The 25,916-nt window shown below is 61.6% G+C and carries 21 protein-coding genes; 12 read left to right on the plus strand and 9 right to left on the minus strand.

Features of this window, described 5'->3' with window-relative positions; all coding sequences use genetic code 11:
* Positions 1–33: 33 nt before the first annotated feature.
* Together ABTV29_RS00645 and ABTV29_RS00650 are read right to left on the minus strand one after the other, a co-directional pair.
* A complete protein-coding gene (locus ABTV29_RS00645; RefSeq protein WP_433768348.1) occupies positions 34–1,602 on the minus strand; it encodes a phospholipase D family protein in 1,569 nt (522 codons plus the stop codon).
* Positions 1,603–1,659: 57 nt separating this feature from the next.
* Positions 1,660–3,093: a PLP-dependent aminotransferase family protein gene (locus ABTV29_RS00650; RefSeq protein ID WP_110965518.1), complete on the minus strand. Its 1,434-nt coding sequence runs from the start codon at positions 3,091–3,093 to the stop codon at positions 1,660–1,662.
* A 179-nt stretch (positions 3,094–3,272) separates the two neighbouring features.
* Between ABTV29_RS00650 and ABTV29_RS00655 the strand changes: the two genes are divergently transcribed.
* Positions 3,273–3,518 (plus strand): DUF1127 domain-containing protein, encoded by a 246-nt coding sequence (locus tag ABTV29_RS00655; RefSeq protein ID WP_433768349.1) that lies wholly within the window; start codon positions 3,273–3,275, stop codon positions 3,516–3,518.
* 109 nt (positions 3,519–3,627) lie between these two features.
* Here the strand turns inward: ABTV29_RS00655 and ABTV29_RS00660 are convergent, their stop codons facing one another.
* The gene (locus ABTV29_RS00660) at positions 3,628–4,929 is read right to left on the minus strand and encodes an NAD(P)/FAD-dependent oxidoreductase (protein ID WP_433768350.1); all 1,302 of its coding nucleotides are present in this window, start codon (positions 4,927–4,929) and stop codon (positions 3,628–3,630) included.
* A gap of 138 nt (positions 4,930–5,067) precedes the next feature.
* Here ABTV29_RS00660 and ABTV29_RS00665 point away from each other — a divergent pair, with 138 nt between their 5' ends.
* Positions 5,068–5,421, plus strand: a complete 354-nt coding sequence (locus ABTV29_RS00665) for a YkgJ family cysteine cluster protein (protein ID WP_433768351.1) — start codon at positions 5,068–5,070, stop codon at positions 5,419–5,421.
* Between the two features lie 141 nt (positions 5,422–5,562).
* On the opposite strand, the gene ABTV29_RS00670 is transcribed toward ABTV29_RS00665, so the two are convergent.
* Positions 5,563–6,051: an Lrp/AsnC ligand binding domain-containing protein gene (locus ABTV29_RS00670; protein WP_095194410.1), complete on the minus strand. Its 489-nt coding sequence runs from the start codon at positions 6,049–6,051 to the stop codon at positions 5,563–5,565.
* A 156-nt stretch (positions 6,052–6,207) separates the two neighbouring features.
* Here ABTV29_RS00670 and dadA point away from each other — a divergent pair, with 156 nt between their 5' ends.
* The 5 genes from dadA to ABTV29_RS00695 all read left to right on the plus strand — a co-directional run bounded on the left by dadA (position 6,208) and on the right by ABTV29_RS00695 (position 12,191).
* Positions 6,208–7,512: a D-amino acid dehydrogenase gene (gene dadA / locus ABTV29_RS00675; protein WP_433768352.1), complete on the plus strand. Its 1,305-nt coding sequence runs from the start codon at positions 6,208–6,210 to the stop codon at positions 7,510–7,512.
* Between the two features lie 134 nt (positions 7,513–7,646).
* Positions 7,647–8,720, plus strand: a complete 1,074-nt coding sequence (gene alr / locus ABTV29_RS00680) for an alanine racemase (protein WP_433768353.1) — start codon at positions 7,647–7,649, stop codon at positions 8,718–8,720.
* Between the two features lie 128 nt (positions 8,721–8,848).
* Positions 8,849–9,397, plus strand: a complete 549-nt coding sequence (locus ABTV29_RS00685; protein WP_007947433.1) for a cupin domain-containing protein — start codon at positions 8,849–8,851, stop codon at positions 9,395–9,397.
* A 181-nt stretch (positions 9,398–9,578) separates the two neighbouring features.
* The gene (locus tag ABTV29_RS00690; RefSeq protein ID WP_433772091.1) at positions 9,579–9,992 is read left to right on the plus strand and encodes a c-type cytochrome; all 414 of its coding nucleotides are present in this window, start codon (positions 9,579–9,581) and stop codon (positions 9,990–9,992) included.
* 276 nt (positions 9,993–10,268) lie between these two features.
* Positions 10,269–12,191, plus strand: a complete 1,923-nt coding sequence (locus tag ABTV29_RS00695) for an acetyl-CoA hydrolase/transferase C-terminal domain-containing protein (RefSeq protein WP_433768354.1) — start codon at positions 10,269–10,271, stop codon at positions 12,189–12,191.
* Between the two features lie 120 nt (positions 12,192–12,311).
* On the opposite strand, the gene ABTV29_RS00700 is transcribed toward ABTV29_RS00695, so the two are convergent.
* Positions 12,312–12,884, minus strand: a complete 573-nt coding sequence (locus ABTV29_RS00700) for a xanthine phosphoribosyltransferase (RefSeq protein WP_433768355.1) — start codon at positions 12,882–12,884, stop codon at positions 12,312–12,314.
* Between the two features lie 57 nt (positions 12,885–12,941).
* On the minus strand, positions 12,942–14,951 hold the full coding sequence (gene rep / locus ABTV29_RS00705) for a DNA helicase Rep (protein WP_433768356.1): 2,010 nt from the start codon (positions 14,949–14,951) through the stop codon (positions 12,942–12,944).
* Between the two features lie 265 nt (positions 14,952–15,216).
* Here rep and ABTV29_RS00710 point away from each other — a divergent pair, with 265 nt between their 5' ends.
* Complete coding sequence (locus tag ABTV29_RS00710; RefSeq protein WP_433768357.1) at positions 15,217–16,890, plus strand: putative bifunctional diguanylate cyclase/phosphodiesterase; 1,674 nt, start codon at positions 15,217–15,219, stop codon at positions 16,888–16,890.
* A gap of 105 nt (positions 16,891–16,995) precedes the next feature.
* On the opposite strand, the gene ABTV29_RS00715 is transcribed toward ABTV29_RS00710, so the two are convergent.
* Entirely contained in the window at positions 16,996–18,393 is a 1,398-nt protein-coding gene (locus tag ABTV29_RS00715) for a NorM family multidrug efflux MATE transporter (RefSeq protein WP_433772093.1), read from the minus strand.
* Between the two features lie 159 nt (positions 18,394–18,552).
* On the opposite strand from ABTV29_RS00715, the gene ABTV29_RS00720 reads away from it, so the two are divergent.
* Together ABTV29_RS00720 and ABTV29_RS00725 are read left to right on the plus strand one after the other, a co-directional pair.
* Complete coding sequence (locus ABTV29_RS00720; RefSeq protein ID WP_433768358.1) at positions 18,553–19,473, plus strand: LysR substrate-binding domain-containing protein; 921 nt, start codon at positions 18,553–18,555, stop codon at positions 19,471–19,473.
* Positions 19,474–19,660: 187 nt separating this feature from the next.
* The gene (locus ABTV29_RS00725; protein ID WP_433768359.1) at positions 19,661–21,637 is read left to right on the plus strand and encodes a methyl-accepting chemotaxis protein; all 1,977 of its coding nucleotides are present in this window, start codon (positions 19,661–19,663) and stop codon (positions 21,635–21,637) included.
* A gap of 114 nt (positions 21,638–21,751) precedes the next feature.
* Here ABTV29_RS00725 and ABTV29_RS00730 read toward each other — a convergent pair whose 3' ends face one another.
* A complete protein-coding gene (locus ABTV29_RS00730) occupies positions 21,752–23,245 on the minus strand; it encodes a YifB family Mg chelatase-like AAA ATPase (RefSeq protein WP_433768360.1) in 1,494 nt (497 codons plus the stop codon).
* Positions 23,246–23,397: 152 nt separating this feature from the next.
* Positions 23,398–23,658, minus strand: a complete 261-nt coding sequence (locus ABTV29_RS00735) for an accessory factor UbiK family protein (protein WP_433737799.1) — start codon at positions 23,656–23,658, stop codon at positions 23,398–23,400.
* A gap of 420 nt (positions 23,659–24,078) precedes the next feature.
* On the opposite strand from ABTV29_RS00735, the gene glnK reads away from it, so the two are divergent.
* Both glnK and ABTV29_RS00745 read left to right on the plus strand, forming a co-directional pair.
* A complete protein-coding gene (gene glnK / locus ABTV29_RS00740) occupies positions 24,079–24,417 on the plus strand; it encodes a P-II family nitrogen regulator (RefSeq protein ID WP_002555808.1) in 339 nt (112 codons plus the stop codon).
* 35 nt (positions 24,418–24,452) lie between these two features.
* On the plus strand, positions 24,453–25,790 hold the full coding sequence (locus ABTV29_RS00745) for an ammonium transporter (RefSeq protein WP_433768361.1): 1,338 nt from the start codon (positions 24,453–24,455) through the stop codon (positions 25,788–25,790).
* Positions 25,791–25,916: the final 126 nt, after the last annotated feature.

The raw sequence follows: 25,916 nt of genomic DNA on the forward strand, positions 1-25,916 counted from the left end.
TCTTCTGTAGGAGTTGCCGAAGGCTGCGATCCTTTAAAGCATCCGCTCAAGCCCGACGGTATTGCTGAACCAGGCATTGAAGCGGCGCCACCAGTTGCCGGGCTCCCTGGTCAGTGTGTGCATTTTGCCGTCGTCTTCGGTGACCCAGACAACCTGGCCGTTTTCCAGTTTCACTTGATAACTCAGGGCTGGCGCCATGCCCTGTAGTGCCAGTTCGCGGACGCGGGCTGCGAGCTCGGGGCTGTCCACCAGCACGCCCACTTCGGTGTTCCACAGCGTCGAGCGCGGATCGAAGTTGAACGAGCCGATGAAGGATTTTTGCTCATCGAAGACGATCGCCTTGCTGTGCAGGCTGGAGTCGGATTCGCCATAGGATCTGCTGGAAAACAGGCGCGGTCCGCTACCGCCTTCATCACCGGGTTGGCGGCGCAACTCGAACAACTGCACGCCGTGCTCCAGCAGCGCCTTGCGGTACGGCGCATAGCCGCCATGCACCGCGGGTACGTCCGTGGCTTCCAGGGCATTGGTCAGCAGTCGCACCGAGACCCCGGCATCGGCGCGCCCGGTCAGGTAGACCAGTCCGGGTTGGCCGGGTACGAAATAGGCCGAGACCATGACCAGCTCTTTGCTGACGCGATTGAGCTCAGGCGCCAGTTGGGTGGTCAGCAGTAATTGCGAATCGGGCTCGTCCTTGGCCAGCACCTTGCTCGGCGCATCCCACAGCGCCTGGTTCCAGGCCCAGATCAGCTCCTTGCGCCAGGCCTCCAGGCGCGGGTCGGTGGCGAACTTAATCAGCTGTTGATAGAGCGCGTGGTTCTGCTTGCGGGACTCCTCCAGGGATTGCTCCAGCCGGGTCCGGGTGTTTTCCAGGTCCCTGGCCGTCGGCTTGCTGGATACGAACGCGTCGATCGGTTTGCTCAGGGCGCTGTTCCAGTATTGGTCGAAGCTGTGCCCCAACTGCTCGGCGACCGGGCCGACGCCCAATATGTCGATGTCGGTGAAGTTCAGCTTGGGTTCCGCGTCGAAGTACTCATCCCCCAGATTGCGCCCGCCGACGATGGCCATGCTGTTGTCGGCCAGCCACAACTTGTTGTGCATGCGCCGGTGCTGTTGCGAGAGGTTGAACAATCGCCCCATGGTGCGCGTCACACCGGTGCTGCGCCCAAGATGCAGGGGGTTGAACACGCGAATCTGGATTTTTGGATGCGCGGCCAGGGTGGCGATGGTGACGTCCTGGCCATCACTGGTGGTGTCGTCGAGCAGGATGCGCACGCGCACGCCGCGATCGGCGGCCTTGAGCAGTTCTTCCACCAGCATTCGCGTACTGATGCCGTCATGGACGATGTAGTACTGCAAATCGAGGCTGCGCTGGGCGTTGCGAATCAGCTCGGCGCGGGCGGTGAAGGCCTCGGTGCTGTCCGACAGCAGGCGAAAGCCTGATTTGCCTTCGTGGGTCGCGGCCTGGGCCTGGACCGAACGGCCAAAGGCCGAAGCGCTCGCCGGCAACGCCTGGCTCGGCTCGCGCTGCACGTCATGGCTGGCGCAACCACCAAGGAACGAAGCAATTAACAACAGAGTGATCAGGGGCTGTCTGACTCTCACGTAGGATCGTTCCGATTGGCGGATGTTGGCATATGGATGCTGGTCTTCGCAGAAAGGTCAGTCGGTCAGCCCATCGGTCTCCGCCAGCAGTCTGATGGCTGCGGCGCCGACCTTGCGCACGGCTTCTTCAATCTGTGCCGTTGGTTTGGCAGCGTAGTTCATGCGCAGGCAATTGCGGTATTTGCCCGAGGCGGAAAAGATACTGCCGACGGCAATCTGTACGCCTTGGTCGTGCAAGTCACGATTCAGTTTCAGGGTGTCGAAGCCTTCCGGCAGTTCAACCCAGAGCATGAAGCTGCCCTGCGGACGGCTGGCGCGGGTGCCGGCGGGAAAGTAGCGGGTGACCCAATCGATCATCATGTCGCGATTGCGCTGGTATTGCGTACGCATCCGCCGCAAATGCGGCTCGAAGTGGCCGCCTTTGATGAATTCGGCGATGGCAATCTGCGGCTGCGGCGCGGTGGAGCCGGTGCTGATGTATTTCATGTGCAGCACCCGTTCCAGATAGCGACCAGGCGCCACCCAGCCAATGCGCAGGCCGGGTGCGAGGGTCTTGGAAAATGAACTGCACAGCAGGACGCGACCATCCTCGTCGAAGGATTTGATCGTGCGTGGGCGCGGATAGGTGTAGGACAGTTCGCCATACACATCGTCTTCGATGATAGCCACGTCAAAACGCTGGGCGAGCGTCAACAACGCGCGTTTGCGCGACTCCGGCATGATGTAGCCCAGTGGATTGTTGCAGTTGGGAGTCAACTGTATGGCCTTTATCGGCCACTGCTCCAATGCCAGTTCCAATGCATCCAGGCTGATCCCGGTGAGCGGGTCGGTGGGGATTTCCAGGGCCTTCATGCCCAGCCCCTTGAGGGTCTGCATGGCGCCATGAAAGCTGGGCGAGTCCACGGCCACGATGTCTCCCGGCTCGCAGATCGCGCGGATGCTGGTGGACAGCGCCTCGTGGCAACCGGTGGTCACCACCAGGTCGCCGGGGCCCAGTTGGCATCCGGAATCGAGCATCAACCGGGCGATCTGTTCGCGCAGTTCCAGGTGCCCGTGAATGTTGTCGTAATACAGGCCGGGCATGTCCTGCCGCCGGCTCAGTTGCGCCAGCCCGCGCAATAGAGGCTTGAGGGTCGGCGTGGTGATGTCGGGCATGCCCCGGCCCAGTTGCACCACATCCTTGCGTGGTACCGCGCGGATCAGCTCCAGCACCTGGTCCCATTGCGAAATGTCCACCGGCCGCTGGGCCGGACGACCCACCGCCGGCAGTTCCGGCAGCTCGCGCCCCACCGGTACGAAATAGCCCGACTTGGGTTTTGGCGTGGCCAGCCCGCTGTCTTCCAGCATGCGGTAGGCCTGCTGCACCGTACTGAGGCTGACCCCATGCTCCACGCTTAACGCCCGTACGGACGGCAGCCGGTCACCGGGGCGATAGAAGCCCTGTTCGATACGCGTGCCGAGCAATTCGGCGAGGTTGACGTAGAGGGTCATGGCGCAGCCTCGATAAAGGTGGTTCGGCTAACCAGTACAGATGGGGCAGAAAATCAGGATTCAGAGCCGGAATCGGCAAATCTGTATGGAAATAATACAGTTTCGTTGGATCTGTAATGCTTTTCGCCGTCCGCGCATCATGAAACCTCTGGCTACCCAAGTAAACAGGAGCATTCAAGATGAACGGTTTGAGCGATGTGCGGCTGACGTTACGCAGTCAGGAACTGGAGATCGGGCAAAGGGACAACGCTCGCCATGCGCCAATGCGCAATGCGCCGTCCGGCCTGAGTCGCTGGGACCTGTTCTGGCAACGCCTGCACACGCGCAAGGCGTTGCTGGCCCTGACACCCGAACAGCTCAAGGATATCGGGCTGACTCGTGAGCAGGCGCGGGAGGAGGGGCTCAAGCCGTTCTGGAGGATTTGATCTTTGTGGTGATCATTAGATCCATTCGCGAGCAGGCTCGCTCCCACAGGAGATCAATTGTGGGAGCGGGCTTGCCCGCGATGAGGTCCTGGAGGACACCGCCAAATTTTCAGACCAACTCTTTAAACCGATGCCACAACATCCCCAACGCCAACAGCGGCGAACGGAAATGCCGGCCACCCGGGAATGTCATGTGTGGGACCTTGGCAAACAGATCGAACCCGCCGCTTTGCTGCCCGCTGATGGCCTCGGCCAGCAACTGTCCGGCCAGATGCGTGGCATTCACTCCATGACCGGAATAGGCCTGGGCGTAATACACGTTTGGCTGATCCTTGAGCCGGCCGATTTGCGGCAGGCGGTTGGCACCGATACCGATCATGCCGCCCCACTGGTAATCGATCCGCACATCGCCCAGCTGCGGGAAGACCTCCAGCATCTTCGGGCGCATGTAGGCCGCGATGTCTTTCGGGTCGCGCCCTGAGTAATGGCAGGCGCCCCCGAACAGCAAGCGGCGGTCGGCCGAGAGTCGGTAGTAGTCCAGCGCCACCCGTTGATCGCAGACCGCCATGTTCTGCGGCAGCAGCGAGTGCGCCAGTTCCTCGCTCAGGGGCTCGGTGGCGATGATGTAGCTGCCGGCGGGCAGCACTTTGCCGCTCAGTTCCGGGTTGAGTTCGTTGAGGTAGGCGTTGCAGCCCAGCACCAGCGTCCTGGCGCGGACCGAGCCTTGCGCGGCATGCACCCGGATCTCGGGGCCGTAATCGATTCGGGTGACCGCCGATTGTTCAAATAACATCACACCCAATTGCTGCGCAGCGGCCGCTTCGCCCAACGCCAGGTTCAGCGGGTGCAGATGCCCGGAGCCCATGTCGATCAAGCCACCCACATAGCGATCGGAGCCCACCACCGTGCGCATCTCGTTGGGTTGCAGCAGCCGGGTTTCGTAGCGATAGCCGAGGCTGCGCAGTTCTTCGGCGTCTTCGGCGAAGCCTTCGAGGTCGCGGGGTTTGTTGGCCAGGTCGCAGTAACCCCAGGTCAGGTCGCAGGGGATCTGAAAACGCTCGACCCGTCGTCGAACGATTTCCACCGCTTCCAGGCCCATGAGTTTCATCTGGCGTACACCTTCGGTGCCGATGACGTTGGCAAACTGATCGAGGCCGTGACCAACCCCGCGAATCAGCTGCCCGCCATTGCGCCCGCTGGCGCCCCAGCCGATTTTCCGGGCTTCTAGCAGCACCACGCTGAGCCCGCGCTCGGCCAGTTCCAGCGCCGTGTTCAGCCCCGAAAACCCGCCGCCGACCACGCACACATCGGCCACCACATCGCCCTTGAGCGTCGGGTAATCCGGCTGCGGCAGGCTACTGGCGGCGTAGTAGGAGGCAGCGTGCTGGGCACCGGGATTCATGGGCGTCATCCTGATTCTTGTGTTTAGAAAACTTGACGGAGAATAAGCCGGACCTTTGCGGGCGGGCAACATTGGTCGGTTGCCGCTGTCTGGATCGCGGCTTTTGCCGCAGAATCACAGGCTGTTCCGATACCGGTCGATGTCTCGATGAGCTGCAACAGTCAGAAAATCCGTACGCTGCGCCAGCAGATCCCTTCGTTTGAGTGCGTGCCCGGCTGCCACGATTGCTGCGGGCCGGTGACTACTTCTCCGGAAGAAATGTCGCGCCTGCCGCGCAAGACCCGGGCCGAGCAGGAAGCGGCCATGGAAGAACTCAATTGCGTGCACCTGGGACCCAATGGCTGCACAGTGTATGACGAGCGACCGTTGATCTGCCGGCTGTTTGGAACCACTCAGACCTTGCCGTGCCCCAATGGGCGGCGGCCGGTGGAGTTGATTCATCCGCGGGTCGAGAAGCAGATATTCGAGTACATGGCTTCGAACCGGCAGGTGCTCGTTTAAGCGTCAGACCGAGTCGCCTGCCTTCGCGAGCAGGCTCGCTCCCACAGTTGATCTTCGGTGGCCACAAATCCCGTGCGCGACACGAACCCATTGTGGGAGCGAGCCTGCTCGCGAAGAGGGCCGAACAGGCGCCATAAAAACTCAATCCGGAATCGGCAAACTCAAGCTCTCCTTCACCTCTTCCATCACGATGTAGCTCTTGGATTCGCGCACATGGGGCAGCTTGAGCAGGATGTCCCCCAGCAGCTTGCGGTAGGACGCCATCTCGGAAATCCGAGCTTTCACCAGGTAGTCGAAATCCCCTGATACCAGGTGGCACTCCAGCACATGGGGCAACTTCAGCACCGCGCGTCGGAACTCCTCGAAAGTATCGCCGGATTTGTAGTCGAGGCTGATCTCGACGAACACCAGCAGACTACCCTTGAGGTGCTGCGGATTGAGCCGCGCGTTGTAGCCCATGATGATCCCTTCGCGCTCCAGGCGCCGGACCCGCTCGGTGCAGGGCGTGGTCGACAGCCCGACCTTTTCCCCAAGCTCCGTAAAGGAAATACGCCCGTCCGCTTGCAGGATCCGCAGGATGCTGCGGTCGATCTTGTCCAGTTCCCGCTTGGTTTGCGTGTTGGTACGCATAGGGGATGCGCCTCCGTGAAAAGGGTTTTTGCCGAGAATTGTCGCCAAATATAGGCGCTTATATAGTGAAAATCACTGCTGAATCTTTTTTAAACTGCGCGCATCTAAAGCTTTGTATTACACACGTCAGCGGTCAGCCGCGATGAGGATATGAAAATGCGCGTTATGGTCTTGGGTAGCGGCGTCATCGGTGTCACCAGTGCCTATTACCTGGCCCGTGCCGGGTTTGAAGTGGTGGTGGTCGACCGGCAGCCGGCTGCTGCCATGGAGACCAGTTTCGCCAACGCCGGGCAGGTATCGCCGGGTTATGCCTCGCCGTGGGCCGCGCCAGGCGTGCCGCTCAAGGCCATCAAGTGGCTGTTGCAGCGCCACGCACCGCTGGCGATCAAGGCCACTGGCGACATCGACCAGTACCTGTGGATGGCGCAGATGCTGCGCAACTGCACCGCCAGCCGTTATGCGGTGAACAAGGAGCGCATGGTCCGCCTGTCCGAGTACAGCCGTGACTGCCTCGACGAACTGCGCGCCGAAACCGGCATCGCCTACGAAGGCCGCAGCCTCGGCACCACCCAACTGTTCCGCACCCAGGCCCAACTGGACGGCGCCGCGAAAGACATCGCCGTGCTGAAAGAGTCCGGTGTGCCATTCGAATTGCTCGACCGCGAAGGCATTGCCCGCGTTGAGCCGGCCCTGGCCAGCGTCACCAATATTCTCTCTGGCGCCTTGCGTCTGCCGAACGACCAGACCGGCGACTGCCAGATGTTCACCACCAAGCTCGCGCAAATGGCTGCGAAACTGGGTGTGCAATTCCGTTTTGGCCAGGATATTCAACGCCTGGACTTCGCCGGCGACCGCATCAATGGCGTGTGGATCGATGGCAAGCTGGAAACCGCCGACCGCTACGTGCTGGCCCTGGGCAGCTACTCGCCGCAACTGCTCAAGCCGCTGGGCATCAAGGCACCGGTGTATCCGCTCAAGGGTTACTCCATGACCGTGCCGATCACCAACCCGGCCATGGCTCCGACCTCGACCATTCTCGACGAGACCTACAAGGTCGCGATCACCCGTTTCGACAACCGCATCCGTGTCGGCGGCATGGCGGAGATCGCCGGTTTTGACCTGTCGCTGAACCCGCGTCGCCGTGAAACCCTGGAGATGATCGTCAATGATCTTTATCCTCAGGGCGGCAACCTGGCTGAAGCCAGCTTCTGGACCGGCCTGCGTCCGACCACTCCGGATGGCACGCCAATCGTCGGTGCCACACCGTTCAAGAACCTGTTCCTGAACACCGGTCACGGTACGCTCGGCTGGACCATGGCTTGTGGTTCCGGTCGCCTGCTGGCGGATCTGATGGCGAAGAAAAAGCCGCAGATCAGCGCCGAAGGCCTCGATATTTCCCGCTATGGCAGCAAGAGCCCGGAAGCTGCCAAGCATGTCAGCCCGGCACCGGCTCACCAGTAATTGCACAAGCGGTCGGCTGTGGCCGCTTTACCCCAAGCCAGTCAGATAGATCCCTCTCCCGGCGCTACTGGCGGTTCATCGCCGCCAGCCAGTGCCGGTTTTTCTTCCCAACGACCGACCAGAAGTCTGCCGCCATGCGTCCTGCCCGTGCCCTGATCGACCTTCAAGCCCTGCGTCACAACTACCAGATCGCCCGTGAAGTCACGGGTGCCCGCGCCCTCGCGGTGATCAAGGCCGATGCCTATGGTCATGGCGCGGTGCGTTGCGCCCAGGCGCTCGAAGCCGAGGCCGATGGTTTTGCCGTGGCCTGCATCGAAGAGGCCTTGGAGCTGCGTGCCGCGGGCATTCGCGCTCCGGTGTTGCTGCTGGAAGGTTTCTTTGAAGCCGATGAGCTGTCGCTGATCGTCGAGCATGATTTCTGGTGCGTGGTGCATTCGCTGTGGCAGCTCGAAGCCATCGAGAAGGCGGCATTGAGCAAACCGATTGTGGTCTGGCTCAAGCTCGATTCGGGCATGCATCGGGTGGGGCTGCATCCGAAGGATTATCAGGCCGCATATCAGCGCCTGCTGGCGAGCGGCAAAGTGGCGAAGATCGTGCTGATGAGCCACTTCGCCCGCGCCGACGAACTGAACTCCCAGGCCAGCGCTGAGCAGGTCGCAGTGTTCGAAGCGGCACGCCAGGGGCTGTCGGCCGAGGTCAGCCTGCGCAACTCGCCAGCGGTGCTGGGTTGGCCGCAGATTCCGAGCGACTGGGTGCGTCCGGGCATCATGCTCTACGGCGCTACCCCGTTCGAAGAAGCCAACGCCGTGGCTTCGCGCCTGCAACCGGTAATGACCCTCGAATCGAAAGTGATCAGCGTGCGTGAGCTGCCGGCCGGCGAGCCGATCGGCTATGGCGCGCGCTTCATCACGCCCAAACCGATGCGCGTAGGTGTGGTGGCCATGGGTTACGCCGATGGCTACCCGCGGCTGGCGCCTACCGGTACGCCGGTACTGGTGGCCGGGCAGCGCAGCCAGCTGATCGGTCGGGTATCGATGGACATGCTGTGCGTCGATTTGACCGATATCCCCCAAGCCGGCCTGGGTTCCACCGTCGAGTTGTGGGGCAAAAACATCCTGGCCAGCGACGTCGCGATCGCGGCCGGCACGATCCCCTACCAGATCTTTTGCAACCTGCGCCGTGTGCCAATGCTCTATTCCGGGGACTGACGCCGGGCGGTACGAACCGGAAGTCGCCTGACCGCACAGGATTCAGGTCGAGGTGTTGTAAATACTGAACGCTGTCGCCATGATAACGATCAATATTTCAACAACCCTGATTCCTGGAGGCGCAAGCTTTGGACGTCGGTGAACGACTGCAATCGATCCGTAAGCTCAAAGGGCTTTCCCAGCGTGAACTCGCCAAACGTGCGGGCGTGACCAACAGCACCATTTCGATGATCGAAAAGAACAGCGTCAGCCCCTCGATCAGTTCGCTGCGCAAAGTGTTGGGCGGGATTCCCATGTCCATGGTCGAGTTCTTTTCCGAAGAAATCCTCCAGGAAAAACCGACCCAGATCGTCTACAAGGCCAACGAGCTGATCGACATTTCCGATGGCGCCGTGACCATGAAGCTGGTCGGCCGGGCTCACCCGAGCCGGGCAATCGCATTCCTCAATGAAATCTACCCGCCTGGCGCCGACACCGGTGACGAGATGCTCACCCACGAAGGCGAAGAGACCGGCATTTTGGTGGAAGGTCGGCTTGAGCTGGTGGTCGGGCTTGAAACTTTTGTGCTCGAAGCCGGCGATAGCTACTACTTTGAAAGTACCAAGCCGCATCGTTTCCGTAATCCGTTCGATGCGCCGGCGCGACTAATCAGCGCAGCTACACCCGCGAATTTTTAAGAAAAGAGGCGCCCTGCCAGTATGGCCGAGGCCCCGAGCCGTTTTACCGTTGCGCAACAAAACCCCTTCGACTTTGGGGTTGTTTCAGTGTCGCGGGCTAACCGCTATACTTGCGCCCGCCTGCGAACCGTGGCCGTAGGCGTGACTAGCCACCATTGAGGGTGAACGCGTGAACCTAATTATGAAAATGCTGGCCGCACCAGCAACCGTATTGGCCCTCTGGGCTGTCAGCGCTCAAGCTGCGACGAATGACGACATTGCCAAACGCCTTGAGCCAGTCGGCCAGGTTTGTGTACAGGGCAAGGAATGCAAGGGGATGGAAGTGGCTGCCGCCGCAGGTGGCGGTGGTGCGAAAACCCCGGATGAAGTGATTGCCAAACACTGCAACGCTTGCCACGGCTCCGGCCTGCTGGGTGCACCGAAAATCGGTGATGCCGCAGCCTGGAAAGAACGTGCCGATCACCAGGGCGGCCTCGACGGCATCCTGGCCAAAGCCATTACCGGTATCAATTCGATGCCGCCTAAAGGCACTTGCGCCGACTGCTCCGATGCAGAGCTCAAAGGCGCTATCCAGAAGATGTCCGGCCTGAAATAAGCCGATACCTTCAGCCAAAAAGCCGCTTTCGAGCGGCTTTTTTGTGCCTGCGATGTCGATGAACGCCGCGGCCCCATGTAGGAGCGAGCTCGCTCGCGATGGTCGTCAACGATGACGCAGGGAAGCCTGACACCCCGCGGTGCCTTCTGATTCTTCGCGAGCAAGCTCGCTCCTACAGGGGGCATTGGCGGCCAAATGGTTTTAAGGCTATTCAATGCAGCAAAGACCCGGCAAGCTCGGTCCAACCCTACGTCATGGAATGCAAGGGAGGTCCCGATGGTGCAGCTGTGTTCTATCGAGCAGGCGGTCGATGAGGTGTTGGCGCGTTTGCCGGCACATATCCACATGGGCCTGCCCCTGGGGCTGGGCAAGCCCAACCCTTTCGTCAACGCGCTGTATCGGCGAGTCGCGCAGTTGCCGCAGCGGCAGCTGACGGTCTATACCGCACTGTGCCTGGGGCGCCCGGCCTTGGGCGATGGCTTGCAGAAGCGCTTTCTCGAACCTTTCCTGGAGCGGGTTTTCGGTGATTATCCGGAGCTGGATTTCCTCGCCGACCTGCGCCGCGATCAGTTGCCGGGCAACATTCATATCCAGCAATTCTTCATGCAGCCCGGCAGCCTGCTCAACAGCGCCACGGCCCAGCAGGACTATGTCAGCAGCAACTACAGCCACGCCGCGCGGGATATCAATGCCGCCGGTTTGAACCTGGTGGCGCAAATGGTCGCCAGCCATGCCGATCATCCCGATCGCCTGAGCCTGAGTTGCAACCCGGACATCACCCTAGATCTGTTGCCGATGATCGCCAGGCGCCGGACCGCCGGGGAGACGATCCTGATGGTCGGCCAGGTGCACAACGACTTGCCCTATATGCCCGGCGATGCCGAGGTGGGCATCGACACCTTCGACCTGCTGATCGATGAAAAGGACAACAGCACGCTGTTTTCCACGCCGAACATGCCGGTGGGCTTCCAGGACCACTTCATCGGTTTGCACGCCAGTACGCTGGTGCGCGATGGCGGCACCCTGCAGATCGGCATCGGCTCCATGGGCGATGCGCTGACCGCAGCATTGCTGGCGCGTCAGGCGGATAACGATGGCTACAAGTCGCTGCTGGCGCAGGTGAACCTGAGCCCGTGGGCGCAGTTGATCGAGCGCGAGGGCGGCCTCGAACCCTTCGCCCGGGGCCTGTACGGTTGCAGCGAAATGTTCGTCAACGGCCTGCTGGTGCTGGCCGATGCCGGCATTGTACGGCGCAAGGTCTACCCGGATGTGGCGACGCAACATCAGGCGAATGCCGGCACCCTGGATGAAGCGGCGCAGACCGATGGCATCTCGGTACACGGCGGCTTCTTCCTCGGGCCGCGCAGTTTCTATGAACGGCTGCGCGACTTGCCGCACGGCAAGCACCGCGAATTCAACATGACCCGCATCAGCTTCATCAACGAACTCTACGGCCAGGAAGAACTCAAGCGCTTGCAGCGCCTGGATGCACGGTTCATCAACACCGCGTTCACCATGACCCTGCTGGGCGCCGGCGTGGCGGACCAACTGGAGGACGGGCGGGTGCTCAGCGGCGTCGGGGGGCAATACAACTTCGTGGTGCAGGGGCACGCGCTGCAAGGCGCGCGCTCGGTGTTGCTGCTGCGCAGCTGGCGCGAGTCGGGCGGCGACGTCAGTTCCAACATCGTCTGGGAATACGGCCACTGCACGATCCCACGGCACCTGCGGGACATCGTGGTCACCGAATATGGCATCGCCGATCTGCGCGGCAAGACCGATGCGGCGGTGATCGAAGCGCTGCTGAACATCACGGATTCACGGTTTCAACCGGGGCTGACCGAGCAGGCGCAGAAGGTCGGCAAGCTGCCCGGGGATTTTCGTCTCGATCCGCGCTTCACGGACAACCACCCGCAGCGATTGCAGGGCATTCAGGCGCGGCATGCGCATCTGTTTCCCGAGTATCCGTTGGGGAGTGATTTCAGTGAGGTGGAGAAGGATTTGTTGCGGGCGCTGAACTGGCTCAAGAGCAAGTTCAAGCTGAGCGAGATGTTGGAGCTGGGTAAAGCTGCGCTGGATGCACCGCCGGCTTCGGAGTTTCCCGGGCATCTGGAGCGGATGCAGCTGAGCAGTCCGGATGGCCTGAAAGAGGACCTGTATCAGCGATTGCTGCTGACGGGCCTGAAGGCCACCGCGCAATAACGGGCTACCCAAAACCTGTAGGAGCCGAGCTTGCTCGCGATGAGGCCATAACATTCAACGTCAATGTCGGCTGCCCGGCCGCCATCGCGAGCAAGCTCGGCTCCTACAGGGATCGAGGCGTTATTCGATGAAAGTCACAACGCCACCGGCCAGCGACTTCACGCGTGCCAACGACTCAACGCGATAACCCTGCGAATCCAGCTCTGCACGGCCGCCCTGGAACGACTTCTCGATCACGATGCCCAGGCCCGCCACGGTGGCGCCGGCCTGCTTGATGATCGAGATCAGCGCCTGGGACGCCTTACCGTTGGCCAGGAAGTCGTCGATGATCAGCACGCGGTCGCTGCTGGTCAGGTGGCGCGGGGAGATGGCCACGGTGCTTTCGGTCTTCTTGGTGAACGAGTACACGGTCGCCGACAGCAGGTTTTCAGTCAGGGTCAGGGACTGTTGCTTGCGGGCGAAGATCACTGGCACGCCGAGGTTCAGACCGGTCATGATCGCCGGGGCGATGCCCGAAGCTTCGATGGTGACGATCTTGGTGATGCCCGAATCCTTGAACAGCGTGGCGAATTCGTCGCCGATCAGCTTCATCAGGGCCGGGTCGATCTGGTGGTTCAGGAAGGCGTCGACCTTCAGGACCTGGTCGGAAAGCACGATGCCTAGTTCGCGGATTTTCTGGTGCAATGCTTCCATGAAGCTGTCCTCATTTGGCGCTTTTTGCGCCGAAGGTCTAGTAAAAAGTGGTCAATTCTAGCGCTTTAACATCGCGCGTATATCTGCCAATGCGTTATTACCGCGAACGGCTTTAACCTCGGTCGGGGTGTCGTCATTGCCTTCCCAGGCCAGGTCGTCCGGTGGCAGCTCATCGAGGAAGCGGCTGGGCGCGCAGTCGATGATTTCGCCGTATTGCTTGCGTTTGGCAGCGAAGGTGAAGGCCAGGGTCTGGCGCGCGCGGGTAATGCCCACATAGGCCAGGCGGCGTTCCTCTTCGATGGTGTCGGCTTCGATGCTGGAGCGGTGCGGGAGGATTTCCTCTTCCATGCCCATGATGAACACGTAGGGGAATTCCAGGCCCTTGGAGGCATGCAGGGTCATCATCTGCACGCCTTCGGCACCGTCTTCCTCTTCCTGCTGGCGCTCCAGCATATCGCGCAGCACCAGCTTGCCGATGGCGTCTTCGACGGTCATCTCGCCGTCTTCGTCTTTTTCCAGGGTGTTCTTCAAGGCTTCGATCAGGAACCAGACGTTGCTCATCCGGTAGTCCGCGGCCTTGTCGCTGGAGCTGTTGGTGCGCAGCCAGTTCTCGTAGTCGATGTCCATGACCATGCTGCGCAGGGCGGAGATCGGGTCTTCGCCGGCGCATTGCTCGCGGACCCTGTCCATGAAGCGCTTGAAGCGCGACAGGCGATCGGTGAAGCGGCTGTCCAGGTGCTCGCCCAGGCCGATCTCGTCGGTGGCGGCGTACATCGAGATCTTGCGTTCGGTGGCGTAGTTGCCGAGCTTTTCCAGGGTCGTCGAGCCGATTTCCCGGCGCGGGACGTTGATCACCCGCAGGAAGGCGTTGTCGTCGTCCGGGTTCACGATCAGGCGGAAGTAGGCCATCAGGTCCTTCACTTCCTGGCGTCCGAAGAAGCTGCTGCCGCCGGACAGGCGATACGGCACCTGGTGGTGCTGCAGCTTCAGTTCGATCAGCTTGGCCTGGTAGTTGCCGCGATAGAGGATCGCGAAATCGCTGTAGGGGCGATCGGTGCGCAGGTGCAGGCTGAGGATCTCCATGGCCACGCGCTCGGCTTCGGCGTCTTCGTTGCGGCAGCGGATCACGCGGATCTCGTCGCCGTGGCCCATTTCACTCCACAGCTGCTTTTCGAATTCGTGGGGGTTGTTGGATATCAGCACGTTGGCGCAGCGCAGGATGCGGCTTGTGGAGCGGTAGTTCTGCTCCAGCATCACCACTTTCAAGGACGGATAGTCTTCCTTGAGCAGCATCAGGTTTTCCGGGCGTGCGCCGCGCCAGGCGTAGATCGACTGGTCGTCGTCGCCCACCACGGTGAACTGGTTGCGCGTGCCGATGAGCATTTTTACCAGCAGGTACTGGCTGGCGTTGGTGTCCTGGTATTCGTCCACCAGCAGGTAGCGCACCTTGTTCTGCCACTTTTCCAGGATGTCGGCATGGTCTTCGAACAGCTTTACCGGCAGCAGAATCAGGTCGTCGAAGTCCACGGCGTTGAACGCCTTGAGCGTGCGCTGGTAGTGGGTGTAGACGATGGCGGCGGTCTGTTCCTTGGGGTTGCGCGCGTTTTCCAGGGCCTGGGCCGGCAGGATCAGGTCGTTCTTCCAGGCGCCGATCATGTTCTTGATCTCGTCGACGCCGTCGTCGCCCGAGTATTCCTTCTGCATGATGTCGGTCATCAGGGCCTTGACGTCGGTCTCGTCGAAGATCGAGAAGCCCGGCTTGTAGCCCAGTCGCGCGTGTTCCTTGCGGATGATGTTCAGGCCCAGGTTGTGGAAGGTGCAGACCGTCAGGCCACGGCCTTCGCCGGCTCGCAGCAGCGTCCCGACCCGTTCCTTCATCTCGCGCGCGGCCTTGTTGGTGAAGGTCATGGCGACGATGTACTGGGCGCGGATGCCGCAGTTCTGGATCAGGTGCGCAATCTTGCGGGTGATCACGCTGGTCTTGCCGGAGCCTGCACCGGCGAGCACCAAAAGAGGGCCGCCGACGTAGCTCACGGCCTCTTGCTGCCGGGGATTGAGTCGGGACATAGGTAAATTCAGGGGTCAGTCACGAAATGGGCCGGCATTTTAACAGGCTCAGAGAATTGTGCTGCTCTCTCCGACTTGTGACGCATAACGCGATCTCTAATTGCCGGTTTTGATACTTTCACGCAGGATGCGCAAGGAATTTAGGGCTAATGTTCGTAATTCCGGATACAAAGGCCTCGTTTGATAAGTGATGTCATTTGGTCATTGCCTATCAGATCGGCATAATGCCTGTCGCCTACATCTTTGCAGAGTCTAGGGAGCTAGCTTGTCTACGCCTGTCGAACCCTTGCGTTTGCTGCTATTGGCCGAAGAGCCAGCGTGGGCAGCGTTGTTGCGCGAGTGTCTGGCTCCGATGGGGAGCTCGGCCGTGCTCATCAGCGCGCCGAGTTGGGAGTCGGTCAGCAGTCTGTTCGATGACAACCGCAGCGCGGTGTTGTTGACGATCCCGGCCCTTCAGCCGGCGCCGGGCCGTTGCTGTCTGCCAACGGTGCTGCTGCTCGAACACGAGCCCCTGACCCCGCCCGACGGTGTAAGCGACTGGCTGGTACGCGACCATCTCGACCCTGTCATGTTGCGCCGGTGCCTGCGCCATGTGCGTGAGCGCGGCGTACTGGAAACCACGCTGCAGCGTCTGGCCGAACAGGACCCGCTGACCGGCATCGCCAATCGCCAGGGCTTCCAGACCTTGCTCACCGCGCGCCTGGCGGAAAACGACGGCCGCGGCCTGGCACTGGGTCACCTCGATCTCGACAACTTCCGTTATGCCAACGATGCCCTCGGCCACCAGGCCGGTGACCGGCTGATCCTGCAAGTGGTCGCGCGGCTCAAGAGCCAGCTCGAGGCTGGCGATCAGCTGGCGCGGTTGGGCAGCGACGAATTCGCCTTGCTTATCGACACCCGCCGCGCGCCGCAGCGTGCCGAATGGATGGCCGAGCGCATCACCGAAGCGCTGGCCGAGCCCTATTGGGTCGATGGCGAAAGCCTGTTGATCGGCTCCAGCCTGGGCATCGCCCACGCCCGTGCCCAGGCCGGTGCCGACCCGCTGATGTGGCACGCCCACATCGCCATGCAGCAGGCCAAGAGCACCCAGGGCTGCACCTTTCACATATTCAACGAGCGCATCAACCGCAACGCCCGCAGCATCGCCGACCTCGAAACCGAGCTGCGCCGGGCGTTGCGCCGCGATGAGCTGGAACTGCATTACCAGCCACGGCTGAACCTTGAGGACGGCCAGATCGTCGGCCTCGAAGCCCTGGTGCGCTGGCGCCATGCCGAGCGTGGCCTGCTGCCACCGAGCGAGTTCGTGCCGCTGGCCGAGCAGAGCGGTTTGATCGTGCCGTTGGGTTACTGGGTGATTTCCCGGGCCTTGCGCGACATGCAGGCTCTGTTGGAACTGGGACTGCCACCGTTGCACATGGCGATCAACCTGTCGTTCCGCCAGTTCCAGGACAGCCAGCTGCTGTCGACCCTGAGCCGGCTGATTGCCGAGCGCGGTGTCGAAGCGCAATGGCTGGAATTCGAACTGACGGAAACCGCGGTCATGCGCCGCAGCGATCTGGTCAAGCAGACCATGGACGCCCTCGGGCGCCTGGGTGTGCGCTTCTCCCTCGACGATTTCGGCACCGGGTTCTCCTCGTTCGTGCACCTCAACAGCCTGCCGATCACCTTGCTGAAGATCGACAAGAGCTTTGTCGGCGGTATGGAACAGCGCGAAGAGAACCGCAAGCTGGTCCACGCCATGATCAACCTGGCGCACAACCTCAACCTCGAAGTGGTTGCCGAGGGTGTGGAAACGCCTGAGCAAATGGAGTTGTTGCGCGGGTTTGAGTGCGATCAGGTGCAGGGATACCTGATCAGCAAGCCGCTGGCGCTGGCCGAACTGGTGGAATACCTGATGTTTGGCAGCAACCAGCAGCCGGCCCTGGAAGTAGTTGTTTAAGCCAAAACCTGTGGGAGCGAGCCTGCTCGCGATAGCGGAGTATCAGTCGATATCAATGCTGACTGACACGGCCTCATCGCGAGCAGGCTCGCTCCCACAGTGATCTCAGTCAGGCTGGGCGACCTCGAAGCGCTGCTCTGACGTCGTGTCGCGCTTGATCATCCGCTTCATCTTCCACTCAAACGCCAGCGTCAGGCTCACCGCCGAACACGCCAGTCCCAGCGCCAGTCCCCACCAGACGCCCGTCGGCCCCCAGTGCAGGTGGAACGCCATCCACCACGCCGCTGGCGCGCCAATCAGCCAGTAACAGGCCAGGCCCACCAGGAACGTGGTCTTGGCATCCTTGAGCCCGCGGATGCAGCCCATGGCGATGGTTTGCGTGCCGTCGAACAGTTCGAACCACGCCGCCACCGCCAGCAGGCTCACGGCCAGGTTGATGACCTCGCGAAACGCCGGGTCGTTGTGGTCCAGGAACAGGCCGATCAACTGGTTCGGCAACAACCAGAACACCATCGCAAAACACAGCATCGCCGCCGCACCGAACGCGATGCCGACCCGCCCGGACAGTCGCGCATCCTGCAGTTGCCCGGCGCCGTAGTGCTGGCCGATGCGCATGGTGATCGCATAGGAAATCCCCGCCGGCACCATGAACGCCACCGATACGATTTGCAGGGCGATCTGGTGCGCCGCCAGTTGCGTACTGCCCATGGTGCCCATGCACAGCGCCGCGAAAGCAAACAACCCGACCTCCACGGCGTAAGTGCCACCAATGGGCAGGCCCAGGCGCCACAGTTCCTTCAGGTACTGACGGTTGAGTTTCAGCAGCCCATGCCGCAGCGGATAGGCGTCGTAAGCTGGGTGCCGGCGAATGTGCCACGCCAGCGCCAGCGCCATGAGGTTGGCGACAATCGCGGTGACCAGGCCGATACCCGTCAAGCCCAGCTTCGGCAGGCCGAACATCCCGGTAATCAACGCGTAGTTGAGCAGGAAGTTGGCCGCCGTGCCGCCCAGGCTGATGACCATCACCGGCGTCGCCCGGCCGATGGCGCTGGTGAAGCCGCGCAAGGCCATGAAGGTCAGGTAGCCGGGCAGGGCGAAGGGCAGGAACACCAGGAATTGCCCGGCGGCCTGAACGTTGCTTTCGGTCTGGCCGAACAGCAGCAGGACCGGCTTGAGGTTCCACAGCAGCAACCCGCCGCCCAGCGCCATCAGCCACGCCAGCCACACCCCGGCCTGGGTCAGCCGGGCTGCGCCGAGAATATCGCCCGCGCCCTGACGGATCGCCACCAGGGTGCCGACCGCGGCAATCACGCCAATGCAGAAAATCGACACGAACGAATAGCTGGCCGCACCCAGCGAACCACCGGCCAGCGCCTCGGGACTCAGGCGCGCCATCATCAGGGTGTCGGTGAGGACCATCAGCATGTGCGCCAACTGCGAGGCGATCAGCGGCCCCGACAACCGCAAAATGGCCCAGAGTTCAATACGTGCTGGATGTTGCATAGTCATCACGCTCTGTAGGAAAAGTCGACAGGAAAGGGTCGATTCTCGGCGCTCTGCGGGGTTTGCACAAAGGGATAAAAAGGATGGATGGCATGATTCAAACTCATGCTGGAAAGTTTCTGCTAGGGTGGCCGAACCCCGGTGCAGGAGCTTTTCCCTATGTCACGTCGTCTTCCTCCCCTGTATGCCCTACGCGCATTCGAAGCGGCGGCTCGGCACAGTTCGTTCACCCGCGCCGCCGAAGAGCTGTCGATTACGCAAAGTGCGGTCAGTCGGCATATTCGTACCCTCGAAGAACATTTCGCCTGCCGCTTGTTTCACCGCAGTGGCCGCCACCTGCAGTTGACCGAATCGGCCCGCTTGCTGTTGCCGGGAATTCGCGAGGGCTTTACCGCTCTGGAGCGTGCTTGCAACACCTTGCGCGCCGAGGACGACATCCTGCGCATGAAAGCCCCGTCGACCCTGACCATGCGCTGGTTGCTGGCGCGCTTGAGTCGCTTCCGCCATTTGCAGCCGGGCAACGAGGTGCAACTGACCAGCGCCTGGATGGATGTCGATTCGGTGGACTTCAACGATGAGCCGTTCGATTGCGCGGTGCTGCTGAGCAACGGCCATTTCCCGCCGGACTGGGAGGCGAGCTACCTGTTTCCCGAGGAGTTGATCCCGGTGGGCGCCCCGAACCTGCCGAGCGATCAGCCGTGGGATGCCACGCGCCTGGCCAACACCGAGCTGCTGCACCCGACGCCGGACCGGCGCGACTGGCGCAACTGGCTGGAGCGCATGGGCCTGGCCGAGCAGGTGTCGCTCAAGGGCGGGCAGGTGTTCGATACGCTGGAGCTGGGGATGATCGCCGCCGCGCGGGGCTACGGGGTGTCCATGGGCGATTTGCTGATGGTGGCCGAGGATGTCGCCCAGGGGCGATTGAGCCTGCCGTGGCCAACGGCGGTCGCCAGTGGCGAAAAGTATTACCTGGTCTGGCCGAAAACCCGCCCTGGCGGTGAGCGCATGCGCCGGCTCAGCGACTTCCTGCAAAGTGAAGTCCGGGCCATGGAATTGCCGGATGTCGTGCACCTGAGCTGAATCGATAGAGCCGCCGCAACGGCGGCCTTTCGCTATATCCCGGTCAATTACTCAAGTATTGCCGTGAGCCGCCGAAAATCTGCTCGTGGGACCATCGTGCAGGTCCGACGCTTCACCCTAATTATTAGAAATTTTGCTGAGTGCGCGCTGCGATCAGGATGATCCGGCTGCTCGGCCAGGAGCCGTCATGTCTCAACCCCGTGCCCGGATCGCTTCACAGCTTGGCCTTGCGCTTGCCGTGATACTGGCGATTGTCATCACCGGCAGTACCCTGTTCGCCCTGCGCTCGCTGGACACTGCCAACCTCGCCACCCGCGAAGAGCACCTGGCCAGTGAAGCCCGGTTGCTGGCCGATCAGCTGAGCACCTTCCACGGTACGTTGCGTGAAAGCACCCAGCGTCTGGCGGGGCTGTTCGAGAAGCGCTTCACGGGTGGGCTGAGCGTGCATCCGGATGAGCCGGTGACCGTGGCGGGCGTGCAGACACCGGGCCTGCACCTGGGCAGCGAAGTGCTGAACAACAACTTCAAGGAAGTGGACGAGTTCAAGCAAATGACCGCAGGCGTGGCCACGGTATTCGTGCGCAGCGGCGAAGACTTCATTCGGGTCAGTACCAACGTCAGCAAGCAGGACGGCAGTCGTGCAATCGGCACCGTTCTGGACCATGCGAACCCGGCTTACGCGCGCTTGATGGCGGGGCAGAGTTTCGTGGGCCGGTCCCTGCTTTTTGAGCGCCTCTACATGTCGCAATACACCCCGGTGCGGGACAGCAGCGGCAAGGTCATTGCGGTGCTGTATGTCGGCTTCGATTACACCGACGCGCAGAAAGCCCAGTTCGAAAACCTCAAGCGGTTCCGCATCGGCCAGACCGGTTCCCTGGCGCTGCTCGACGAGCAGAACAAATGGCTGGTGCCAATTGCCGGTGTTGAGGCGCTGGATCAAGCGGTCCCGACCGTTGTGGCACTGGCGAAAACTCCTGGCAAGGGTGACTTCTGGAGCGACAAGGCCGAAGACTTCTACAGCATCGTGGTGCCGTTCGAAGGTGGGCCGTGGTCGGTCGTGGCGAGCATGCCAAAAAGCGAAATCAGCGCCGTGACCTGGAGCGTGGGCCTGCGCCTGGCCATTGGCAGTTTGCTGGCGATGCTGCTGGCGGTTGGTGCGGCGGTCTGGCTGTTGCGCAGCAAACTCGCGCCGCTGGGGGATCTGGTGCGTCAGGCCGAAGCCTTGGGCGCCGGTGACCTGAGCGTGCGTCTTGGCGTATCGAGCAACGACGAAATCGGCCAGTTGGCCCGGGCTTTCAACCAGATGAGCCAGGCGCTGTCGACCATGGTCGAGCACATCCGCAATGCCTCGCTGGAGGTCAACAGCCGCGCCCAGGCGTTGTCTGGTTTGTCCGGTGGCGCCTATGAAGGGATGGAGCAGCAGTCCGGCGAAATCACCAGCATGGCCGGGGCCGTGGAAGAGTTCAGCGCGACGTCTTTGAACATCGCCGACAACATGGGCAACACCCAACGCCTGGCCCAGGACAACGCCCGACAAACGCAGATCGGACGCACCTCCATGGACGAAGCCTCTTCGTCGCTGGAGCAGATCGCGGGCGCCTTGAACAGCACGGCGACGGTGATCAATACCCTGGGGCAGCGCTCTCAGGAAATCGGCGGCATCGTGGGGGTGATTACCGCGATTGCCGATCAGACCAACCTGCTGGCGCTCAATGCTGCGATCGAAGCAGCCCGTGCCGGTGAGCAGGGCCGTGGTTTCGCGGTGGTTGCCGATGAGGTTCGTAACCTGGCTTCCCGTACCCGTGAAGCCACCGACGAAATCTCCGGCATGATTCAAAGCATTCAGCATGAGACCGGCAACGCCATCAGCACCATGGAGCAGGGCAATGTGTTGATGCAGGAGGGCCTGTCGCGCAATGCCAACGTCGCCGCAGCGTTGGCGCGCATCGACGAACAGAGCCGCTCGGCCGGCCAGCAGTTCGCCGCGATCACCACCGCCACCCAGGAGCAGAGCAGCACCGCGACCTTGCTCAGCAGCAACTTGCAGAGCATTGCGCTGGCCAACAGTGAGCAGCGTGAGGTGGTTTCCAACCTGGCGGTGACGGCCAAGGAACTGGAGAAGCTGGCGGCGGACTTGCGGTCCGAGGTTGACCGGTTTCGGTGAGGCATCCTTGAAATAGCGTTCGCGAGCAGGCTCGCTCCCACAGAAGATCTTTGGCGATGCCGAGTTCCATTGTGGGAGCGAGCCTGCTCGCGATTGGGGCAACTCGGTCTCCATCTACTGAGTGGCCGGCCGATACTGCAACGCCTCGGCCAGATGCTCCCGGCTGATGTTGTCGACCTTCTCAAGATCCGCCAGCGTCCGCGCCACCTTGAGCAACCGATGCGCCGAACGCAACGACAGGGTCAGTCGCTCACAGGCGGATTCCAGCCAATGCTCATCGGCTGTGGATAACTTGCAGTGTCTTTTTAACCCCGGCAGATCGAGGAAGGCATTCGCGCAACGCTGGCGTTTCTGCTGGCGTTCGCGCGCGTCGCAGACCAGTGCCGCAGCGCTGTGGCTGTCGTCTCCGGCCTTGGGGGCAGGGTTCAATGCTGTGGCTTCCCGGGCAACCGTCAGGTGCAGGTCGATGCGATCGAGCAGCGGCCCCGACAGCTTGTTGCGATAGCGCTGAACCATGTCTGGTGTACACGAACAGCGGCCAGTCGGCTCGCCAAGATATCCACAGGGGCAGGGATTCATCGCCGCCACCAGTTGAAAGCGCGCCGGAAAACGCACGCGCTCCCTGGCCCGGGAAATCACGATATGACCCGACTCCAGTGGCTCTCTTAAAACCTCCAGCACCTTGCGATCAAATTCCGGAAGCTCATCCAGAAACAGCACGCCGTGGTGGGCAAGGGTGATTTCACCGGGTTGCGGTTTTGAACTGCCGCCGACCAGCGCCGGACCGGACGCGGAATGATGGGGCTGGCGGAACGGTCGCTGCGGCCAATGGGTCAGCGGCGCACCACTGGCGACCGACTGAATCGCCGCCACCTCCAGGGCTTCACCCTCGGTCAGCGGCGGCAGCAAACCCGGCAATCGACTGGCCAGCAAGGTTTTGCCCGTTCCCGGCGGCCCACTGAACAGCAGGTTATGCGCCCCCGCCGCCGCAATCAGCAGCGCGCGCTTGGCCGCCATTTGGCCCTGTACCTCATTGAGATCGGGATAGGGTTTGGCGGCGTGGATCAAGCCGTCCGAGACATAGGGCTCGACCGGCGTATGCCCGTTGAAATGCGCCACCGCTTGCAGCAAGTGATCCACTGCAATCACCTTCAGCCCCGACGCCAGGCACGCCTCCTCGGCATTCGCCCGGGGCACCACCAGCGTGCGTCCGGCCTTGCGCGCCGCCAGCGCCGCCGGCAATACCCCGCGCACCGGTCGTACCTCGCCGGACAATGCCAGCTCGCCAAGGCATTCCACATCATCGAGCGTCAACGTTGGCACCTGCACACTCGCCGACAGAATCCCCAAGGCAATGGCCAGATCGAACCGTCCGCCATCCTTGGGCAAATCCGCCGGCGCCAGATTCAACGTGATGCGCCGCGCCGGAAACTGCAGTCCCGAATTGATGATCGCGCTACGCACCCGATCCTTGCTCTCCTTCACCGCCGTTTCGGGCAAGCCGACCATGGTCAGTGACGGCAAGCCATTGGCCAGGTGGACTTCGACGGTAACAGCGGGAGCATCCACGCCAATCTGGGCGCGGCTGTGGACGATGGAGAGAGACATGGTCGTTCCTTGAAATGACGAGGGGCCGCTTCCTGCGGTTTTTCAAGGGTAGTCGGGGGAGGGGATGCTGGCGGGGAGGTTGCGCAGGCAGACTTTCACTGGATGTAACTGCCACCCGCGGGAGCGAGTTCGCTCCCACAGGGACTGTGGTGTTATTCGGTGGGCGGGTTCAGCTTCGCTTCCATTTCCGCCACTTTCGCTTCGAGGCTTTCCAGGCGAGCGCGAGTGCGGGCCAGCACCACCATCTGACTATCGAACTCTTCACGACTGACCAGATCCAGTTTGCTGAAAGCGCTTTGCAGCAGCATTTTGAACTGGCTTTCGATTTCGGCTTTCGGCAGTGGAGTGTCGCCGCTGAAAAGGCGGGAGGCGGTGCCGGTCAGGGCGTCGAGGAAGTCTTTGGGCGCGAGCATGGGGAAAGGTCCTGGAAACAATGGCGAGCAGTGTATCACGCACTGTCTATAGTCAATTTCGCGGGCAAGGGATGCACGCTTTTCGCGCATGCGGATGGACGGCGTCGCACCGTTGTTGTGCGTATCGTGTTGGCTGTTGTGGCGAAGTGGTAGCCATCAACCGACAAAGGCTTGAAAACTATGAATTTTGTAGAGATGGCAAGCTTTCTGCTTAGACACAGGTAACCCATGCACTGATGCAGTCGCTGTGACGAATGCAGTGCGCCAGGCGCAACGCGGGGAGCGTTTCGCAAGGAGCGGTTAGCTGGCGTCGGATGGGCGGGTAAGGCCGACGATGCGTTACAAAGCCAGGCACTGCGCTTAGACTTGAGACGGGTTTGTTTTCCTGGGGCAAGTCCACCAATTCGGGAGAGAGTTTTCATGAAGCTAGTCACTGCCATCATCAAGCCGTTCAAGCTGGACGACGTACGCGAGTCGCTGTCCGAGATCGGCGTGCAGGGCATTACCGTCACTGAAGTCAAAGGCTTTGGTCGGCAGAAGGGTCACACCGAGCTGTATCGCGGCGCGGAATACGTGGTCGATTTCCTGCCCAAGGTGAAGATCGACGTCGCCATCGACGACAAGGATCTGGACCGGGTAATCGAGGCCATCACCAAGGCTGCCAACACCGGCAAGATCGGTGACGGCAAGATCTTCGTGGTCAATCTGGAACAGGCGATTCGCATCCGTACCGGCGAAACCGATACCGACGCCATCTAAGCCGCCACAAACCCAACGCCCCAGGAGAAAACAATATGACTCTGCGTAAATTCGCAGGGCTAGGAGCCCTGTTGTCCATCGTAATGCCCGGCCTTGCTCTGGCGGCAGACGAAGTGGCGGCCCCAGTCCTCAACTCCGGCGACACCGCCTGGATGTTGACCTCGACAGCTCTCGTGCTGTTCATGACCATTCCCGGCCTTGCGCTGTTCTACGGCGGCATGGTTCGGTCGAAAAACATTCTTTCCGTGATGATGCAGTGCTTCGCCATTACCGGTCTGATCAGCATCCTGTGGGTCATTTATGGCTACAGCATCGCGTTCGACACCACCGGCATGGAGCAGGGCGTCGTCAACTTCAACTCCTTCTTCGGCGGCATGGGCAAGGCCTTCCTCGCCGGCGTCACGCCAGCCAGCCTGACCGGCCCCGCGGCGCTGTTCCCTGAAGCGGTGTTCATCACCTTCCAGATGACGTTCGCCATCATCACCCCGGCGCTGATCGTCGGTGCCTTCGCCGAGCGCATGAAGTTCTCCGCGATGCTGGTGTTCATGGGCATCTGGTTCACCGTGGTGTATGCACCGATTGCGCACATGGTCTGGTCCGGCAACGGCGGCCTGATGTGGGACTGGGGCGTGCTCGATTTCGCTGGCGGCACCGTGGTGCACATCAACGCCGGTGTGGCCGGCCTGATCGCCTGCCTGGTACTGGGCAAGCGTAAAGGCTTCCCGACCACCCCGATGGCCCCGCATAACCTGGGCTACACCCTGATGGGCGCCGCGATGCTGTGGATCGGCTGGTTCGGTTTCAACGCAGGCTCGGCAGCTGCCGCCAACGGCACCGCCGGCATGGCGATGCTGGTGACTCAGATCGCAACGGCCGCTGCGGCACTGGGCTGGATGTTCGCCGAGTGGATCACCCACGGCAAACCGAGCGCACTGGGCATCGCCTCGGGTGTGGTTGCCGGCCTGGTCGCCATCACTCCGGCGGCTGGCACCGTAGGCCCGATGGGCGCTCTGGTGATCGGCCTTGCGGCGGGCGTGGTGTGCTTCTTCTGCGCGACTACCCTGAAACGCAAAATGGGCTATGACGACTCGCTGGATGCCTTCGGCGTGCACGGTATCGGCGGTATCCTCGGCGCGATCCTGACCGGTGTTTTCGCTGCACCGTCCCTGGGTGGCTTCGGCACCGTGACCGACATCGCGGCACAAGTCTGGATTCAGTGCAAAGGCGTTGGCTTCACCGTTATCTACACCGCGATCGCCACCTTTATCATCCTCAAAGTGCTGGATGCAGTGATGGGCCTGCGGGTTACCGAAGAAGAAGAGGCAGTCGGCATCGATCTGGCGCTTCATAACGAACGCGGCTACAACTTGTAAGCACGCGCATGTAAAAACTTGCCCGGCTTGCCGGGCATTTTTTTGTCTGCGATTTGTCATTGCGGGTGCAGCTGAAAGGTTTTTTCCGACAGCTTTTTGAACGTTTACGCGGGGTGATTTTCTACG

The sequence above is a fragment of the Pseudomonas putida genome (genome assembly GCF_050989985.1).
In the GTDB taxonomy this organism is placed as follows: Bacteria; Pseudomonadota; Gammaproteobacteria; order Pseudomonadales; family Pseudomonadaceae; genus Aquipseudomonas; species Aquipseudomonas putida_AI.